Annotated in this window: 13 protein-coding genes, 2 tRNA genes and 2 other RNA genes; 9 read left to right on the forward strand and 8 right to left on the reverse strand. The window is 54.6% G+C overall.

Annotated features, from left to right (window positions below; genetic code table 11):
- Positions 1–82: 82 nt before the first annotated feature.
- Together rssB and rssA are read right to left on the reverse strand one after the other, a co-directional pair.
- Complete coding sequence (gene rssB / locus IP581_RS12360) at positions 83–1,096, reverse strand: two-component system response regulator RssB (protein WP_086868641.1); 1,014 nt, start codon at positions 1,094–1,096, stop codon at positions 83–85.
- Between the two features lie 90 nt (positions 1,097–1,186).
- Entirely contained in the window at positions 1,187–2,095 is a 909-nt protein-coding gene (gene rssA, locus IP581_RS12365; protein WP_086868640.1) for a patatin-like phospholipase RssA, read from the reverse strand.
- A gap of 110 nt (positions 2,096–2,205) precedes the next feature.
- Here rssA and IP581_RS12370 point away from each other — a divergent pair, with 110 nt between their 5' ends.
- From IP581_RS12370 to IP581_RS12395, 6 genes are all read left to right on the forward strand, one after another.
- A complete protein-coding gene (locus IP581_RS12370; protein WP_193820505.1) occupies positions 2,206–2,664 on the forward strand; it encodes a YchJ family protein in 459 nt (152 codons plus the stop codon).
- A gap of 48 nt (positions 2,665–2,712) precedes the next feature.
- Positions 2,713–3,555 (forward strand): formyltetrahydrofolate deformylase, encoded by an 843-nt coding sequence (gene purU, locus IP581_RS12375; protein WP_016495830.1) that lies wholly within the window; start codon positions 2,713–2,715, stop codon positions 3,553–3,555.
- A 162-nt stretch (positions 3,556–3,717) separates the two neighbouring features.
- A tRNA-Tyr gene (locus tag IP581_RS12380) sits at positions 3,718–3,802 on the forward strand.
- A 34-nt stretch (positions 3,803–3,836) separates the two neighbouring features.
- Positions 3,837–3,921 (forward strand) — tRNA-Tyr (locus tag IP581_RS12385).
- 44 nt (positions 3,922–3,965) lie between these two features.
- A non-coding RNA gene (locus tag IP581_RS12390) (RtT sRNA) lies at positions 3,966–4,098 on the forward strand.
- 44 nt (positions 4,099–4,142) lie between these two features.
- Positions 4,143–4,275: non-coding RNA, RtT sRNA (locus tag IP581_RS12395), on the forward strand.
- Positions 4,276–4,435: 160 nt separating this feature from the next.
- Here IP581_RS12395 and IP581_RS12400 read toward each other — a convergent pair.
- On the reverse strand, positions 4,436–4,879 hold the full coding sequence (locus IP581_RS12400) for an Lrp/AsnC family transcriptional regulator (RefSeq protein WP_193822690.1): 444 nt from the start codon (positions 4,877–4,879) through the stop codon (positions 4,436–4,438).
- A gap of 109 nt (positions 4,880–4,988) precedes the next feature.
- On the opposite strand from IP581_RS12400, the gene IP581_RS12405 reads away from it, so the two are divergent.
- Positions 4,989–5,876, forward strand: a complete 888-nt coding sequence (locus IP581_RS12405; protein ID WP_193820506.1) for a DMT family transporter — start codon at positions 4,989–4,991, stop codon at positions 5,874–5,876.
- Between the two features lie 31 nt (positions 5,877–5,907).
- On the opposite strand, the gene narI is transcribed toward IP581_RS12405, so the two are convergent.
- From narI to IP581_RS12430, 5 genes are all read right to left on the reverse strand, one after another.
- Positions 5,908–6,585, reverse strand: coding sequence for a respiratory nitrate reductase subunit gamma (gene narI, locus IP581_RS12410; protein ID WP_193820507.1), 678 nt, complete (start codon positions 6,583–6,585; stop codon positions 5,908–5,910).
- Positions 6,585–7,295 (reverse strand): nitrate reductase molybdenum cofactor assembly chaperone, encoded by a 711-nt coding sequence (gene narJ / locus IP581_RS12415; protein ID WP_193820508.1) that lies wholly within the window; start codon positions 7,293–7,295, stop codon positions 6,585–6,587. The genes narI and narJ overlap by 1 nt, the downstream gene beginning before the upstream one ends.
- On the reverse strand, positions 7,292–8,827 hold the full coding sequence (gene narH, locus IP581_RS12420; protein WP_097399700.1) for a nitrate reductase subunit beta: 1,536 nt from the start codon (positions 8,825–8,827) through the stop codon (positions 7,292–7,294). Before narH ends, narJ begins: the two co-directional genes overlap by 4 nt.
- Entirely contained in the window at positions 8,824–12,567 is a 3,744-nt protein-coding gene (locus tag IP581_RS12425) for a nitrate reductase subunit alpha (RefSeq protein ID WP_193820509.1), read from the reverse strand. Before IP581_RS12425 ends, narH begins: the two co-directional genes overlap by 4 nt.
- Before the next feature lie 407 nt (positions 12,568–12,974).
- Positions 12,975–14,366: a NarK family nitrate/nitrite MFS transporter gene (locus tag IP581_RS12430; protein ID WP_193820510.1), complete on the reverse strand. Its 1,392-nt coding sequence runs from the start codon at positions 14,364–14,366 to the stop codon at positions 12,975–12,977.
- Positions 14,367–14,674: 308 nt separating this feature from the next.
- Here IP581_RS12430 and narX point away from each other — a divergent pair, with 308 nt between their 5' ends.
- Positions 14,675–16,477 carry a nitrate/nitrite two-component system sensor histidine kinase NarX gene (narX, locus tag IP581_RS12435; RefSeq protein ID WP_193820511.1) on the forward strand — a complete coding sequence of 601 codons (1,803 nt, stop codon included), beginning with the start codon at positions 14,675–14,677 and terminating at the stop codon, positions 16,475–16,477.
- Complete coding sequence (narL, locus tag IP581_RS12440; protein WP_016495820.1) at positions 16,470–17,120, forward strand: two-component system response regulator NarL; 651 nt, start codon at positions 16,470–16,472, stop codon at positions 17,118–17,120. Before narX ends, narL begins: the two co-directional genes overlap by 8 nt.
- The last annotated feature ends 1 nt before the right edge of the window (position 17,121 follow it).

Consider the following 17,121-nt stretch of genomic DNA (forward strand, 5'->3'; position numbering starts at 1 on the left):
ACTAATACGCATAAACTGCGGCGATAGTACCACCCGTTTTTATGCGGAGGGTAAATCTATCTGCAATGTATGATTCGATCGCTCATTCCGCGCTCAACATTAAACGCAGACGCCCGCCAGCGCCCCATACCTGACATTGCCAGGAGTCGCAACGCTGACTCAGCTGATTTAAATAGGTATTACCAAGCGTACCGAGAGGCACCCCATTGCTGATTTGAATTTGATGATCGCCGGTATTTAACGTTGCGTTAAGGCCAGCTGAAACGAGTATCAGATTTTTCAATTCACTGTGGTAATAGCCCACAAGCAGTGGAAACTGGCCGGGTAAATTAGCCTGGTGCAATAATTGGTTTACCTGCTTGAGCAGCGCGCCCATCTCGGGTAAGCGCTGGCGCTGATGAGAAAGTTGTTCTTGCAGCAACCCATTAAATAAGGCTCGCAACAGCAGTGCCGCCAGCACACCATTATTTTCTGCGCGCGTCACATCCAGACAATAAAACGCCAGGTCCTGACCTGATATCGGCGCGATATCAAGCACCAGACCGGGGCTTTCCACAGAAACCAGTTGGCGATAATTAACCCGGCAACCGGAAATAACTTGTTGCACCGGGGGCTGGAGCTCTTTCAGTAAATTCGCCGCGGCCTGAGGATTATCGACCAGCGCGTCCCAGTCCTGAAACAAGCGCTCCTCTTCCTCAACGCGCGAATTAAACATATTGGGATAAAGGCAGGCGAAGAGCGTTTCTTTTAATCGATTAAGATCTTTAACGGGTTTAAGAACGACATCCTGAACACCAAGACGCAATGCTTTAGCGATATCGGCCATATTTTCTGTCGCCGATATTACGAGCACCGGCGTTTGCATACCCCGATTGCGTAACGTCTCAATGAGAACAAGGCCATTCATGCGCGGCATAGCAAGATCGCAAATCATCAGATCGGGTTTGTTTGCTGCCAACAGCTCAAGCGCGACGACCCCATCTTCTGCCAGCAGCGTTATCGCGCCTAAAGATTGCAACCACGAATCCAGCAGAGAGCGGAAAACGGGCTCGTCTTCAACGATCAGTATCTGTTTTCCGGCCAACGGCTGCGTCATCTTATCTCCCCTGCCTGACGATAGATCAATAGTGGCATGCTTCACCGATAATCGCCTGTCAGAATTTGCTGAAGTCTATAAAAAATCTACTTACGAAAGGGTTCGTGCTAAAGGAAGCAATTCATCCATTTTCTTTTCTGTCGCCAGTTGCCCCGCTGCAATAGCAGCATCCGCCCGATGAAAATCGAGCGTCGAAATTTGTGGGCAGAGAGGTTGCAACAGGATATCTGGCGGATCGCCAGCCATACGATTACGTTTCAGTCGGTTCTCAAGCACCTGAATCGAGGTGCTCATGATTTCCATCGCCGTGGGCGCGATCGGCCGTTTTGGCGTTATCCGCCCCAGCCGTTCACGCAGGCGTTGATGCCAACGCTGCGTGGCAACAGTGTCGCTGTCTTTATCATTATTAGAAAGATTTACCGACAGCAGATCTTGCTGCATCAGGTGGGCGTCATGCTGCAAATCCACCGCAATCACCACATCAGCGCCCAGCGCACGGGTAAGGGAAACCGGTACGGGATTCACCACCGCGCCATCCACCAGCCAGTAACCATTATGCGGAACCGGTGACATTAATCCGGGCATACTACAGGAGGCGCGAACAGCATGATGTAAATCACCTTCAGTGAACCAGAGCTCGCGCCCGGTGCTAAGGTTGGTTGCCACGGCGCCAAAGCGTTTCTGGCAGTGAGTAAAATCCGCGTACGGCAACAACTGGCGATACTGATTGAACACGCGTTCACCACGCAACAGACCACCGCGCTGCCAGGAGAGATCCATCAGTCGCAACACATCCCAGTAGCGAAAAGAGCGTACCCATTTTTCCAGCGCCGGCAGACGTCCACACGCGTAAGCGGCACCGACCAGTGAACCAATCGAACACCCCGCTACAATATCAATTTCGATACCCGCGCGCTGTAAAGCATTAATCACGCCGATATGTGACCAACCTCTGGCCGCGCCGGAACCGAGCGCCAGACCAATTTTTACCTTTCTCATAACGCTTATTTTACTTCCCCCGGCTTACTGTAGCCACAGCGCTACGGCTCAGTTAACATATCGCTACCCTGGCGCTAACGCGCCGTTATTTTTATTCCTGGAATGCTATTTTGTCACAATCTTGCCCTTGCGGTAGCGCTCTGGAGTATAGCCTATGTTGCCAGCCTTATCTGTCTGGCAGGCAGGTTGCGCCGGATCCGTCACGCCTGATGCGATCGCGCTATACGGCTTTTGTATTACATCAGTCAGAGTACCTGGTAAAAACCTGGCACCCGTCTTGTGGCGCTGAGGCGTTCCGCCAGCAAATTGAAGCGAGCTTTGCGGCGACCACATGGCGCGGTCTGACGGTATTTGAACATGCTTACGGCGAAAAGGATAACGAAGGCTTCGTCAGCTTTGTGGCGCGGTTTAATGAGCACGGCAAAGACGGCGCAATTATCGAACGTTCCCGATTCTTAAAGGAGAACGGCCAGTGGTACTATATCGACGGAACGCGGCCGCAATTTGGCCGTAACGATCCCTGCCCTTGCGGGTCAGGTAAAAAATTTAAAAAGTGCTGCGGGCAATAGGCCTGCCAACACCTTACAGCAAACACCATCAACAGGATTTACCCGGCAATGCATTCAACACAACGTAAAATTTTGCGCACCATTTGCCCAGACCAGAAAGGCCTCATCGCGCGGATCACGAACATTTGTTACAAGCACGAACTGAACATTGTGCAGAATAATGAGTTTGTCGATCACCGCACCGGTCGCTTCTTTATGCGTACCGAGCTCGAAGGCATTTTTAACGACGCCACGCTGCTTGCGGATCTCGATAGTGCGCTCCCGGAAGGTTCTGTGCGTGAGCTGAATCCAGCCGGTCGCCGCCGCGTCGTCATTCTGGTCACCAAAGAGGCGCACTGCCTTGGCGATTTGCTGATGAAAGCCAATTACGGCGGCCTGGATGTCGATATTGCCGCCGTGATTGGCAACCATGAAACGCTGCGGTCTTTAGTTGAACGTTTTGATATCCCGTTTGAACTGGTTAGCCATGAAGGGCTGACGCGTGAAGCCCACGACCAGCAGATGGCGCAGGCCATCGAAGCGCACCAGCCGGATTACGTGGTGCTGGCAAAATATATGCGCGTATTAACGCCAGAGTTTGTGTCTCGCTTTCCGAATAAAATCATCAATATTCACCACTCATTCCTGCCCGCTTTCATCGGCGCACGCCCCTATCATCAGGCTTACGAGCGTGGCGTGAAGATAATTGGTGCTACTGCGCACTATGTGAATGACAATCTGGATGAAGGCCCAATCATTATGCAGGACGTGATTCATGTCGATCACACCTATACCGCCGAGGATATGATGCGCGCGGGTCGGGATGTCGAGAAGAACGTATTGAGCCGCGCGTTGTATCAGGTTTTAGCGCAACGCGTGTTCGTTTACGGCAACCGCACGATTATTCTTTAACCGTTCATTAAATGCGTTGTTCGGCTTTGCATCGTTACGGGCAAAAAGCAGACAACTGATTCATTTTTCTCGTTTCAACGCTTTACAGCGGCGCGTCATTTGATATGATGCGCCGCGCTTCCCGAGATGGAAGCATGCCAGTAAGAAATTGCTTTACCCCGTGGTGGGGTTCCCGAGCGGCCAAAGGGAGCAGACTGTAAATCTGCCGTCATCGACTTCGAAGGTTCGAATCCTTCCCCCACCACCATCTACATCATGCATCGACAATTTGATTTTCCCCTGGTGGGGTTCCCGAGCGGCCAAAGGGAGCAGACTGTAAATCTGCCGTCATCGACTTCGAAGGTTCGAATCCTTCCCCCACCACCATCTCTTCAAATAAAACCCTGTATTCAAACCGCTCAGTTCTTACATACCTTACCAATCCGGGAAGGACGAGAACCTTCGATTAAGGTTCGACTCGAGCGCATGCGAGAGAACGTTGCCGCAGGCAACGGCCCGAAGGGCGAGGAGCGCAAGCGACGAGTAATCCTTCCCCCACCACCATCTCTTCAAATAAAACCCTGTATTCAAACCGCTCAGTTCTTACATACCTTACCAATCCGGGAAGGACGAGAACCTTCGATTAAGGTTCGACTCGAGCGCATGCGAGAGAACGTTGCCGCAGGCAACGGCCCGAAGGGCGAGGAGCGCAAGCGACGAGTAATCCTTCCCCCACCACCATCTCTTCAAATAAAACCCTGTATTCAAACTGTCCAGTTCCTGCATGCCTTACCGATCCGGAAAGGACGAGAACCTTCGATTAAGGTTCGACTCGAGCAACGCGAGAGAACGTTGCCGCAACGGGGAAAACCAGGCGCGCCGCGCGGCTGGCAGTTGAACCTCACAGCGGCGGTAACCGACGTTTAACCGGTGAACTCTTCACTATCGATGTATTGCACTGCGCATATTCGGCAATGCCATCAAGCAAGTTATCCAGTTGCTCGATTGAGCGCACCACCAACCGCATCACAAAGCAATCTTCCCCAGTCACTTTGTCACACTCGATGCATTCCGGCAGCGCCTGGAGCATTTTATCCACTTTCTGCAACATACCGGGCATCGGGCGAACACGCACCAGCGCCTGCAAGCGGTAATCCAGCGCGGTCAGGTTTACGCGCGCGCCATAGCCTTCTATCACGCCGCGCTCTTCCAGCCGTTTCACGCGCTCTGCCGTGCTGGGCGATGTCAGCCCCACTCGCGCACTTAATACCTTCAGTGACTGGCGCGCATCCTCTGCCAGGCAGGCAAGAATAGCCCTGTCGATATCGTCAATAAGGTAATCCATCATCTTCACCTAATTTTTAAAGGAATTAGTCATCATACACCTTACAACAACCATATAAAGCTGGCCGCCGTTTTTTCACAATATGCCAACAACGTTCAGGAGATGAAAAATGAAAACTATCCCTAATGGCACCTGGCAGATGAGCCTGGCGATGCTGATTTCCGGGTCGATTGGCGCATTTGTATTGCTTAGCGGTTTGCCAGTGATTGATGTGGTGTTCTGGCGCTGCCTGATTGGCGCAGGCGCGCTATTTCTTTTTATCCGCGTTGGCGGACAACCGTTCGCGCGCCTTGCGTTCCCGGTGTTACTGCTGGTAATAGCGGGCGGCATCGCGCTGGTGATTAACTGGCTGCTGCTGTTTGCCGCTTACAGCCGCATTTCAATGGGGCTCGCCACGGTGGTCTACAACACCCAGCCTTTTATGTTAGTGCTGATGAGTATGTTGCTCGGCGAGCGCGTCACGCTGGCGAAATGGGGATGGCTGTTACTGGCGTTTTCCGGGGTGGTGCTCCTGTTGCTCAGTGAATTACATCATCCGAACGCGCAGTGGCTTATCGGCATTGCCATGGCGCTGGGCGCTGCTTTTTTCTATGCCGTCACCGCGTTAATTGCCCGCCACCTTAAGCAACTTCCGCCACAGCATATCGCCCTGATTCAGGTATTAACCGGCACGGTAATGTTATTGCCGCTGGTTCATCTGCCCACGACTGGCGGGACATTGCCGTGGGGCATTCTGCTAACACTCGGTATTGTGCATACCGGCGTGATGTATCAGCTGTTGTATAGCGCGATACAAAAGTTACCCACACCGCTGATTGGCTCGCTGTCGTTTATCTATCCGCTGGTGGCGATTGTGGTGGATAACGCGCTGTTTGGGCATACATTAAGCGCGGTGCAAATGGCGGGAGGTGTGTTAATCCTGCTGGCTGCCGCCGGCAATAACCTTGGCTGGGGTGAGCGAAAAAGCTCGCCCGCGATAATGCCAACGCGACAGTAAAAAAAACCCCGCGTTGCGGGGCTTTTTCTGATTAGCGACGGGCGCGAACAATCTGGTATTTGCGCGTCAGGTACTCCACCGGCGCACTCCAGATATGCACCAGGCGCGAGAACGGGAACAGCACAAACAGCGTCATGCCCAGCACCAGATGCACGCGGTAGATAAAAGCCACGCCCTGAAGATGCGCGGAAGCCCCCGTCTGGAAGGTCACCACGGACTGCGCCCAACCCACCAGTTTCATCATCTCGCTGCCATCCATATGCTGGGCAGAGAACGGAATGGTCAGCAGACCCAGCGCACACTGCACCATCAACAGCGACATGATCAGGATATCCGCAGCGGTAGACGTCGCACGAATACGCGGGTTGAACAGACGGCGTTTCAGCAGCAACAAACCGCCCACCAGGCACAGCACCCCGCTGGCACCGCCGCCAATCATCGCCATCTTCTGCTTCACGTCAATCGGCAGAAAGGACTCATACATCCAGTGCGGCGTTAACATACCGAGGAAGTGACCGGCAAAGATCCCCAGAATACCGATATGGAACAGGTTCGAAGCCAGCGTCATCCCTTTACGATCCAGCATCTGGCTGGAGCCCGCCCGCCAGCTGTACTGACCATAGTCGTAGCGCAGCCAACTGCCGAGCAGGAAAACCGCCCCGGCAATGTACGGATAGATGTCAAAGAAGAACATATTTAGGAAGTGCATTAGCGCTCTCCTCCGGTTGTGATATTCAGATATTGCGGCGCAACGGCACCCGCAAAACGACGCTGATGCGCAGTGATGTCGGCATCCCCGCAGCCCTGTTCGGCGAAGAATTTCACCTGCTCCTCTTCCCATACGGCATCCAGCGCCTGCGGCGTATCATCGCGGGCTTCACCGGCAATTTTTTCCGCGACCTGCGCGTTATCCACCTGGGTATTCGCCAGTGATAACAGCGCATCGAACAGCGTGGCATAGTGGCTTTCGCGCTGCGCTAAACGCGCTTTTAACAGCGCGAGGATTGGCGCGATATCCTGCAAACCACCGATAGCCTCAGCCAGAGGCAACTGCGCCAGATACTCCAGATAGAGCGGCAGATGATCCGGCAATTCACGGCTATCCAGCTGCAAGCCGTGGCGCTCATATTGCGCCAGCAGATCGACCATCGCCTGCCCGCGATCGCGGGATTCACCATGAACGTGTTCGAACAGCAGCAGCGAGGTTGCACGACCACGATCAAACAATTCGCTGTAGTTCGCTTGCGCGTCCAGCAGATCCTGAGACGTCAGATCACGCAGGAAGACGCCAACCTGCTGCGCGTCGGCTTTTGTCAGGTTTTCGCCCGATGCCAGCACATCGAAAACTTCCTGCTGGTGCTGCCATAAGGCAGCATCCGGGTACTCAAGCAAACGGGAAATGACCACCAGTTCAATCATGGGCGCGGCTCCGTTTTCACTGTCACATCCACCGCGTCAATGCGACGGCTGTTGAACAGGTTGAATTTGCTGTCCGAACCGTGGCAACCATCACCGAAGCTAAAGCCACAACCGTTTTTCTCCGGGAAGGCTTCACGTGCCAGCTCACGGTGGCTCGACGGCACCACGAAACGATCTTCGTAGTTAGCAATCGCGAGGTAACGGTACATCTCCTGCGCCTGGGCAGTTGTCAGGCCAACTTCTTCCAGTGCGCGGGTATCTTCAACACCGTCAACGGTTTCCGCACGTTTGAAGTGGCGCATTGCCAGCATCCGCTTCAGCGCCAGCAGAACCGGGCCGGTATCGCCTGCGGTCAGTAGATTGGCCAGGTATTGCACCGGAATACGCAGGCTTTCCACATCTGGCAGGATGCCGTTGCTGCCCAGTTCGCCCGCGTCAGCGGCAGACTGGATCGGTGACAGAGGCGGCACGTACCAGACCATCGGCAATGTGCGGTATTCCGGATGCAGCGGCAGCGCCAGTTTCCAGTCCATCGCCATTTTGTAGACCGGCGATTTCTGCGCCGCGTCAATCACGCTCTGCGGCACGCCATCTTCCAGCGCCTGAGCGATCACCGCCGGGTCGTTTGGATCGAGGAACACATCCAGTTGACGCTGGTAGAGATCTTTTTCGCTCTCGGTGCTGGCCGCATTTTCAATCGCGTCAGCGTCATACAGCAGCACGCCGAGGTAACGAATACGGCCAACGCAGGTTTCCGAGCACACGGTCGGCATACCCGCTTCAATACGCGGATAGCAGAAAATGCACTTCTCGGATTTGCCGCTCTTCCAGTTGAAGTAGATTTTTTTGTACGGGCAGCCGGTTACGCACATGCGCCAGCCGCGACATTTATCCTGATCGATCAGCACAATGCCGTCTTCTTCACGCTTGTAGATGGCACCGCTCGGGCATGTCGCGACACAGGCCGGGTTCAGGCAGTGTTCGCACAGGCGCGGCAGATACATCATGAAGGTGTTTTCAAACTGGCCGTACATCGCCTTCTGCATGTTCTCGAAGTTCTGATCGCGGCTCAGTTTGTCGAACTCACCGCCCAAATCATCTTCCCAGTTCGGGCCAGCGGTGATTTTGTCCATCCGCTGACCGGTTATTACCGAACGCGGGCGGGCAATCGGCTGATGTTTGCCTTCCGGCGCGTTATGCAAACGCTGGTAGTCAAAATCAAACGGCTCGTAGTAATCATCAATTTCCGGCATGTGCGGGTTAGCGAAAATTTTACCCAGCAACATCGGACGGTTACCCATGCGCGGTTGCAGTTTGCCGTTGATTTTGCGGATCCAACCGCCCTTCCATTTTTCCTGGTTTTCCCAGTCGGTCGGGAAACCGGTGCCCGGTTTGGTTTCCACGTTGTTGAACCACGCGTATTCCATACCTTCACGGCTGGTCCAGACGTTTTTACAGGTCACTGAACAGGTATGACAGCCGATGCACTTATCGAGATTCAGCACCATGCCGACTTGTGAACGAATTTTCATTTTGCGCTCTCCTGTACCTGGTCATTGCCTTCGCCATCCAACCAGTTAATGTTCTTCATCTTACGCACCACCACGAACTCATCGCGGTTGGAACCGACCGTGCCGTAGTAGTTAAAGCCATAAGCCAGCTGGGCGTAGCCGCCGATCATATGGGTCGGTTTCGGGGTAATACGGGTAACGGAGTTATGGATCCCGCCGCGCTGCCCGGTAATTTCTGAACCAGGCAGGTTCACGATACGTTCCTGCGCGTGGTACATCATGGTCATACCGGCCGGCACACGCTGGCTGACAACCGCACGCGCCGTCAACGCGCCGTTGGCGTTAAAGACTTCGATCCAGTCGTTATCCTCAATGCCGATCTCTTTGGCATCTTTATCGCTCATCCACACCACCGGGCCACCGCGCCCCAGCGTCAGCATCAGCAGATTGTCGCTGTAGGTGGAGTGGATGCCCCATTTCTGGTGCGGCGTCAGGAAGTTCAGCGCTTTTTCCGGGTTACCGTTGGATTTCACGCCCATCACTTCTTTCACTGAATGGGTGTCAATCGGCGGACGGTACACCAGCAGGCTTTCGCCGAAGTCACGCATCCACTGATGATCCTGATACAACTGCTGACGACCAGAGAGCGTGCGCCACGGAATCAGCTCATGCACGTTGGTGTAACCGGCGTTGTAGGAAACATGCTCATCTTCAAGACCTGACCAGGTCGGGCTGGAGATGATTTTGCGCGGCTGCGCCTGAATATCGCGAAAGCGGATCTTCTCTTCTTCTTTATTCGTGGCCAGATGCGTATGGTCACGACCGGTAAATTCACTGAGCGCCGCCCAGGCTTTCACCGCCACATGGCCGTTGGTTTCCGGTGCCAGCGTGAGGATCATTTCTGCCGCATCGATGGCGGTATTGAGCATCGGCTGCCCTTTCGCCGGACCGTCCGCTTTGGTGTAGTTGAGCTTACGCAGCAGATCCATTTCGCTCTGGGTATTCCAGGCGATTCCTTTACCCCCGTTGCCGATTTTTTCCATCAGCGGGCCAATAGAGGTAAAGCGCTCGTAGGTTGCCGGGTAATCGCGTTCTACCGGAATAATGTGCGGCGCAGTTTTGCCCGGGATCAGGTCACATTCGCCTTTTTTCCAGTCTTTCACACCCAGCGGCTGCGCCAGTTCAGCGGCGGAGTCATGCTGAATTGGCAGCGTCACGACATCGGTCTCTTTACCTAAATGACCAACGCACAGCGCGGAGAAGGATTTGGCGATGCCTTTATAAATTTCCCAGTCGCTTTTGGATTCCCACGCCGGGTCAACAGCGGCGGAGAGCGGATGAATAAACGGATGCATATCCGAGGTATTCATGTCGTCTTTTTCGTACCAGGTGGCGGTTGGCAGCACGATATCGGAGTAGAGACAGGTGCTGGAGAGACGGAAATCAAGCGTCACCACCAGATCCAGTTTGCCGTCGAGACCGTTGTCATGCCATTCCACTTCTTCCGGTTTCACACCGCCCTGTTTGCCCAGATCTTTGCCCTGAATACCGTGTTCGGTACCCAGCAAGTACTTAAGCATAAACTCGTGGCCTTTACCCGAGGAACCCAGCAGGTTGGAGCGCCAGATAAACAGGTTACGCGGGTGGTTTTTGCCGTTTTCTGGCTGCTCCGCCGCGAAACGCAGTGATCCGTCCTTCAGTGATTTGACGGTGTAATCGACCGCGCTCATGCCTGCTTTTTCCGCTTCAGCGGCGATACGCAGCGGGTTGGTGCCCAGTTGTGGCGCGGACGGCAGCCAGCCCATACGCTCAGCGCGCACGTTAAAGTCGATCAGATGACCGGTATAGCGGGATTTATCCGCTAATGGCGACAGGAATTCCTGGGCGGTTACCGTCTCGTAACGCCACTGGCTGGAGTGGTTATAAAAATAGGAGGTACTGTTCATATGACGCGCCGGACGCTGCCAGTCGAGGGCAAATGCCAGCGGCTGCCAGCCGGTTTGCGGACGCAGTTTTTCCTGGCCAACGTAGTGTGCCCAGCCGCCGCCGCTCTGCCCCACGCAACCGCAGAAGATCAGCATATTGATGATCCCACGGTAGTTCATATCGAGGTGATACCAGTGGTTCATCCCGGCGCCGATGATCACCATCGAACGACCGTGCGTTTTATCGGCGTTATCGGCAAATTCACGGGCGATGCGGATAATTTGCGCCTGTGAAACCCCGGTAACTTTCTCAGCCCAGGCCGGTGTGTAAGCTTTGACTTCGTCGTAACGGGTGGCGCAGTTTTCATCACCCAGGCCGCGATCCAGGCCGTAGTTCGCCATGGTCAGGTCGTAAACCGTGGTGACCAGCGCGCTGGTGCCATCCGCCAGTTGCAGGCGTTTCACCGGCAGCTTGTGCATCAGGACGTTATCAAGCTCAACGCCAGCGAAATGCTCAGTATTGTCGCCACCGAAATACGGGAAGCCGACCTGCGCGATCTCGTCGTGTTTGCCCAGCAGGCTGAGATTCAGCTCAACATCTGCGCCGCTGTTGCCGTCACGCTGCTCAAGGTTCCACTTACCTTTTTCACCCCAGCGGAAACCGATAGAGCCGTTCGGCGCGGTCAGGTTGCCTTCACTATCAAGGGCAACGGTTTTCCACTCCGGATTATTTTGCTGGCCCAGCGCATCCACCAGATCGGCGGCGCGCAGCATACGACCCGCCGCATAGTATCCGTCGCGATCTTCGAGCATCACCAGCATCGGCATGTCGGTATAACGGCGAACGTAATCGGTGAAGTACTGGCTCGGTTTATCGAGATGGAATTCACGCAACATGACATGGCCCATCGCCATCGCCATTGCCGCATCGGTGCCCTGCTTCGGGGCCAGCCACAAATCGCACAGTTTGGCGATTTCGGCGTAATCCGGCGTTACCGCAACGGTTTTGGTGCCTTTGTAACGGACTTCGGTAAAGAAGTGGGCGTCTGGCGTACGGGTCTGCGGAACGTTGGAACCCCAGGCGATGATGTAGCTGGAGTTGTACCAGTCGGCTGATTCTGGCACGTCAGTCTGCTCGCCCCAGGTTTGCGGAGAGGCTGGCGGCAAGTCGCAGTACCAGTCGTAGAAACTCAGGCAGGTGCCGCCCAGCAGCGAGAGATAACGCGCGCCGGACGCGTAAGAGACCATCGACATTGCCGGAATCGGTGAGAAGCCCGCCACACGATCCGGGCCGTAGGTTTTCACGGTGTAAACGTTCGAAGCCGCAATCAGTTCATTCACTTCCTGCCAGGAGGAACGCACGAAACCACCGCGACCACGCGCCTGTTTAAAGCTCTTCGCTTTTTCCGCATCTTCAATAATGGAAGCCCAGGCATTAACCGGATCGCTGTGCTGCGCTTTCGCTTCACGCCACAGTTTGATTAGGCGTTTACGCATCAGGGGGTATTTCAGGCGGTTAGCACTGTAGAGGTACCAGGAGTAGCTGGCGCCACGCGGGCAGCCACGCGGCTCATGGTTCGGCATATCCGGGCGGGTGCGTGGGTAGTCAGTCTGCTGGGTTTCCCAGGTGACCAGACCGTTCTTCACGAAGATCTGCCAGCTGCACGAGCCGGTGCAGTTTACGCCATGGGTAGAACGCACGATTTTGTCGTGCTGCCAGCGGTTACGGTATCCATCCTCCCAGTCCCGGTTGGTGTTTAAGAGCTGACCGTGCCCATCGGCAAAGGTTTCGCCTTTCTGTTTGAAGTAGCGAAACCGGTCCAGGAATTTACTCATCGGGGGTTCTCCTGTTGGAGCCTGTCAGGCTCTCTTGGTAAATCGACATTGCTGCAATTGCGGCGAAGGTAACCCTCACAAAGACAAAGAGAATTGATGATGATCAAGCTGCCACGGCTTCAATTTGGCGGCCAAAATGCGGAGTACTCCCAAAGAGTTAGGATTTTCTGTTTTTTATTTAGCTGATAAATAAGGGTTTTATATTAATTCACTCAAAAACTGAGTCTGTTTTAACGGCGAGGAGGTATTAAGGGGTAGATGACCCCTAAGGTGGCCTGCAAAGTGATGTCTGTCACAGAGGTTTCCGCAGCACGATTGATGACAGAATCATAAGTATGTTGTAACTAATAACGATGTAAAAAAAGCGCGGCTTTCACCGCGCAAGGATAATCAACATTTACTGAGTGTTATTGTTTTTTACGCCCGTATATCGCCCATGTGATAACCACGCAGGCAATATAGAACACCAGGAACACTTTCATTGCGCCTGCCGGTGAACCGGTCAACGCCAGTGAAGTGCCGAATGCTTTAGGAATAAAGAAGCCGCCAATTGCGCCAATTGCTGAGATAAAGCCCAGCGCCGCGGCTGTCTCGGTGGCAGCTTCACGCATTGCTTCACTTTCAGAACCGCCGCTTTGTTGTACGCGCTCCATGGTCATTTTGCGGAAAATCACCGAAATCATCTGGAATGTCGAACCACTGCCCAGCCCGGCAGTCAGGAACAGCACGAGGAAGACGCAGAAGAATGCGGTGAAATTGCCGCCGGTGCCGCCGGACGGCAGCGTCAGGAACAGCAAGGCGCTGAAAATCGCCATCAGCACAAAGTTCACCAGCGTGACGCGAGTCCCACCCAGACGGTCAGAAATCGCACCGCCTGCGGAGCGTGCCAGTGCGCCCACCAGCGGGCCGAAAAAGGCGAAATGCAGGATCTGCACGTCCGGAAACTGGGTTTTCGACAGCATCGCAAAACCGGCAGAAAAGCCGATAAATGAGCCGAACGTTGCCAGATAGAGGAAGCTCATAATCCACAGGTGTGAACGTTTGAGTACCGGAAGTTGCGCGCTCAGCGAGGCTTTAGAGGTCGCCAGCTCATTCATCCCGAACCAGGCTGCCAGGGTAAATACCGCCAGTAATGGTACCCATACCCAGGCGGCGTTTTCGAGATACAACAACGAACCATCAGGTTGGACGACACCGGTACCGCCAAAGGCGGCAAAAATAGAGAAAGAGACGGCCAGCGGTGCGATCAACTGCATCACGCTCACACCGAGGTTGCCGAAACCACCGTTGATACCGAGCGCGCCGCCCTGCTTCTGTTTTGGAAAAAAGAAGCTGATGTTCGCCATGCTGGAAGCAAAGTTCGCACCGGCGAAACCACACAGCAGCGAGATAATGATAAACGTGCTAAACGGCGTGCTCAGATCCTGCACGGCAAATCCGAGCCACACACACGGAATGATTAAGATCCCGGTACTGAAAGCTGTCCAGCGACGACCGCCGAACACCGGCACCATAAAAGAGTACGGTACGCGTAATAGTGCGCCGGAAACGGATGGCAACGCGGTCAGCATAAAGAGCTGGTCGGTGGTAAACTGAAAACCCACTTTCGGGAGATTGACAGCGACGGCGCTAAAAAGCATCCAGACGCAGAAAGCCAGAAGAAGACAAGGCACGGAGATCCACAAGTTGCGGCTCGCAATCTTATGGCCCTGCTGTTGCCAGAATGCCGGATCTTCAGGACGCCAGTCGGTTATAACCCGCGCTGACGAACTTTTTTCCGGGATGGATGTGTGCTGCATATACACCTCTGCTGATCGGTTTGATGCCTGCCACCTTAGTTTTTATGGCGGTAGTTAAGTTGATATAAATCAAAGGAAAAGCAGCCCATTTCGCGCGTGAAAAATCGCCATGCTCATTTATGAGTAGCGTTTACTGGCAAAAAAGGTGTGGTTTTTCACGGTCCTGACCTTCCCTACTCAGATTGTTCCCACTCTTGTCGGCTCGCTGGCAATAAAGGGGTAACTCTTTAGAGGTATGGGTATACCCCAGGCGATGGCAGACAATAGCGCCATCCGCACCGCACGCGGCCGAGGAGCCTTAATCACCTATGCTAAAACGCCTTTTTTCACCAATCTCGCTGGTTAACCAACTGGCGTTGTTGATGCTGCTGTCGACCGCCATCGGCGTGACGGGCATGGCGATCTCCGGCTGGCTGGTACAGGGTGTTCAGGGCAGCGCACATGCGATCAACAAAGCCGGTTCACTGCGTATGCAGAGTTACCGCCTGTTGTCCGCCATTCCGCTGCATGAAGACGAGCAATATTTGCTCGACGAAATGGAGTACACCGCATTCAGCCCGGAGCTGGCGCAGGCGGCACAGCGCGACGGACAGCAACCGCAACTCGCCGCGCTGCAAAACTACTGGCGCAGCGAGGTCGTTCCGGCGATAAAACAGGCGCAACAACCGGCACAAGCAGCGGAAATTATTGCGATTTTTGTCGGGCGTATCGATCGTCTGGTTACCTCGTTTGACCGCAGCACCGAACACCGTATTGAACAAGTGGTGTTGATGCACCGGCTGATGGCGATAGTGATGGGCCTGTTATTGCTGTTTGCCGTGGTCTGGCTGCGGGCGCGTCTACTCCGTCCGTGGCAGCAGTTATTGAGCATGGCGCGGGCGGTCAGCCAGCGTGATTTTACCCAGCGCGCGCGTATCAGCGGGCGTAATGAGATGGCGACGCTTGGCGAGGCATTAAATAACATGTCGGCCGAGCTGGGCGAGAGCTACGCGATACTGGAACGCCGGGTTCAGGAGAAAACCGCCGGGCTTGAGCAAAAGAACCAGATCCTGTCGTTTTTATGGCAGGCTAACCACCGGCTGCATTCGCGTATCCCGATGTGCGAGCGCCTGTCGCCGGTGTTGAATGGCTTACAGAATTTAACCCTGCTGCATGATATTGAGCTGCGGGTTTACGATCTGGAAGATGAGGAAAATCATCAGGATTTTACCTGCCAGTCGGATGCCAGCTGCGATGACAAAGGCTGCCATTTATGCCCGCGCAACGGTATCCTCACGGAATCCAGCGGGTTTGGCACCACGCTGAAATGGCGGCTGGCGGATGCGCATATGCAATATGGTTTGCTGCTGGCAACGCTGCCGCCGGGTCGCCATTTAAGCCATGACCAGCAGCAACTGGTCGACACGCTGGTGGAACAACTTACCGCGACGCTGGCACTCGATCGCCATCAGGACAGGCAGCAGCAGTTGATGGTCATGGAAGAGCGCGCCACCATTGCCCGCGAATTACACGACTCCATCGCCCAGTCTCTCTCGTGCATGAAGATGCAGGTGAGTTGCCTGCAAATGCAGGGTGACGCGCTGCCGGAAAACAGCCAGCAGTTGCTGGGACAAATCCGCAACGAGCTGAATACTTCATGGGCGCAGTTGCGCGAGTTGCTGACCACGTTTCGTTTACAATTAACAGAACCAGGACTGCGCCCGGCGCTGGAGTCCAGTTGCCAGGAGTACAGCGGTCGTTTCGGTTTCCAGGTGCGTCTTGATTACCAGCTCCCGCCCCGACTGGTTCCTGCACATCAGGCGATTCACCTGCTACAGATAGCCCGCGAGGCGCTGAACAACGCATTAAAACACTCCGGCGCAACCGCGGTCAGCGTCGCAGTGCAACAGCAGGAAAACCGGGTCATATTGCGCATTACCGACAATGGTTGCGGCATCCCGGTCAATGCTGAAAGGACGAACCATTATGGATTGATCATTATGCGTGACCGCGCGCAAAGCCTGCGCGGCGATTGCCAGGTTCGCCCCGGAGCATCCGGCGGCACCGAGGTCGTCGTGACGTTTATACCCGAGACGTTTCTCTCATCCATGCAAGGAGATACCCATGAGTAATCAGGATCCGGCCACCATCCTCCTGATCGACGATCATCCAATGCTGCGAACCGGCGTGAAGCAGTTAATCAGCATGGCGCCCGACATCACCGTCGTCGGCGAAGCCAGCAACGGGGAGCAAGGCATTGAACTGGCGGAATCACTGGACCCGGATTTGATTTTGCTGGATCTCAATATGCCAGGCATGAACGGGCTGGAAACGCTGGATAAGTTGCGGGAAAAAACCCTTTCGGGCCGCGTTGTCGTGTTTAGCGTTTCCAACCATGAAGAAGATGTGGTGACCGCATTAAAACGCGGCGCAGATGGTTACCTGCTGAAAGATATGGAGCCGGAAGATCTGCTGAAAGCGCTGCAACAAGCCGCCGCGGGAGAAATGGTACTCAGCGAAGCGCTCACCCCGGTGCTGGCCGCCAGCCTGCGCGCCAACCGCGCCACCACCGATCGTGATATCACCCAGTTGACGCCGCGCGAACGCGACATTCTCAAGCTGATTGCCCAGGGGCTACCGAACAAAATGATTGCCCGCCGCCTGGACATCACCGAAAGCACGGTTAAAGTTCACGTCAAACACATGCTGAAGAAAATGAAACTGAAATCCCGCGTTGAAGCCGCAGTGTGGGTGCATCAGGAACGTATTTTCTGAC

It is taken from the genome of Kosakonia pseudosacchari, from assembly GCF_015167415.1.
Lineage (GTDB): Bacteria > Pseudomonadota > Gammaproteobacteria > Enterobacterales > Enterobacteriaceae > Kosakonia > Kosakonia pseudosacchari.

Coding starts and splice junctions, on each gene's coding strand:
- IP581_RS12425 (WP_193820509.1), bottom strand. CDS start 12,567: ATGAGTAAATTCCTGGACCGGTTTCGCTACTTCAAACAGAAAGGCGAA.
- narI (WP_193820507.1), bottom strand. CDS start 6,585: ATGCACTTCCTAAATATGTTCTTCTTTGACATCTATCCGTACATTGCC.
- purU (WP_016495830.1), top strand. CDS start 2,713: ATGCATTCAACACAACGTAAAATTTTGCGCACCATTTGCCCAGACCAG.
- narJ (WP_193820508.1), bottom strand. CDS start 7,295: ATGATTGAACTGGTGGTCATTTCCCGTTTGCTTGAGTACCCGGATGCT.
- rssA (WP_086868640.1), bottom strand. CDS start 2,095: ATGAGAAAGGTAAAAATTGGTCTGGCGCTCGGTTCCGGCGCGGCCAGA.
- narL (WP_016495820.1), top strand. CDS start 16,470: ATGAGTAATCAGGATCCGGCCACCATCCTCCTGATCGACGATCATCCA.
- IP581_RS12400 (WP_193822690.1), bottom strand. CDS start 4,879: ATGGATTACCTTATTGACGATATCGACAGGGCTATTCTTGCCTGCCTG.
- narH (WP_097399700.1), bottom strand. CDS start 8,827: ATGAAAATTCGTTCACAAGTCGGCATGGTGCTGAATCTCGATAAGTGC.
- narX (WP_193820511.1), top strand. CDS start 14,675: ATGCTAAAACGCCTTTTTTCACCAATCTCGCTGGTTAACCAACTGGCG.
- IP581_RS12405 (WP_193820506.1), top strand. CDS start 4,989: ATGAAAACTATCCCTAATGGCACCTGGCAGATGAGCCTGGCGATGCTG.
- IP581_RS12430 (WP_193820510.1), bottom strand. CDS start 14,366: ATGCAGCACACATCCATCCCGGAAAAAAGTTCGTCAGCGCGGGTTATA.
- rssB (WP_086868641.1), bottom strand. CDS start 1,096: ATGACGCAGCCGTTGGCCGGAAAACAGATACTGATCGTTGAAGACGAG.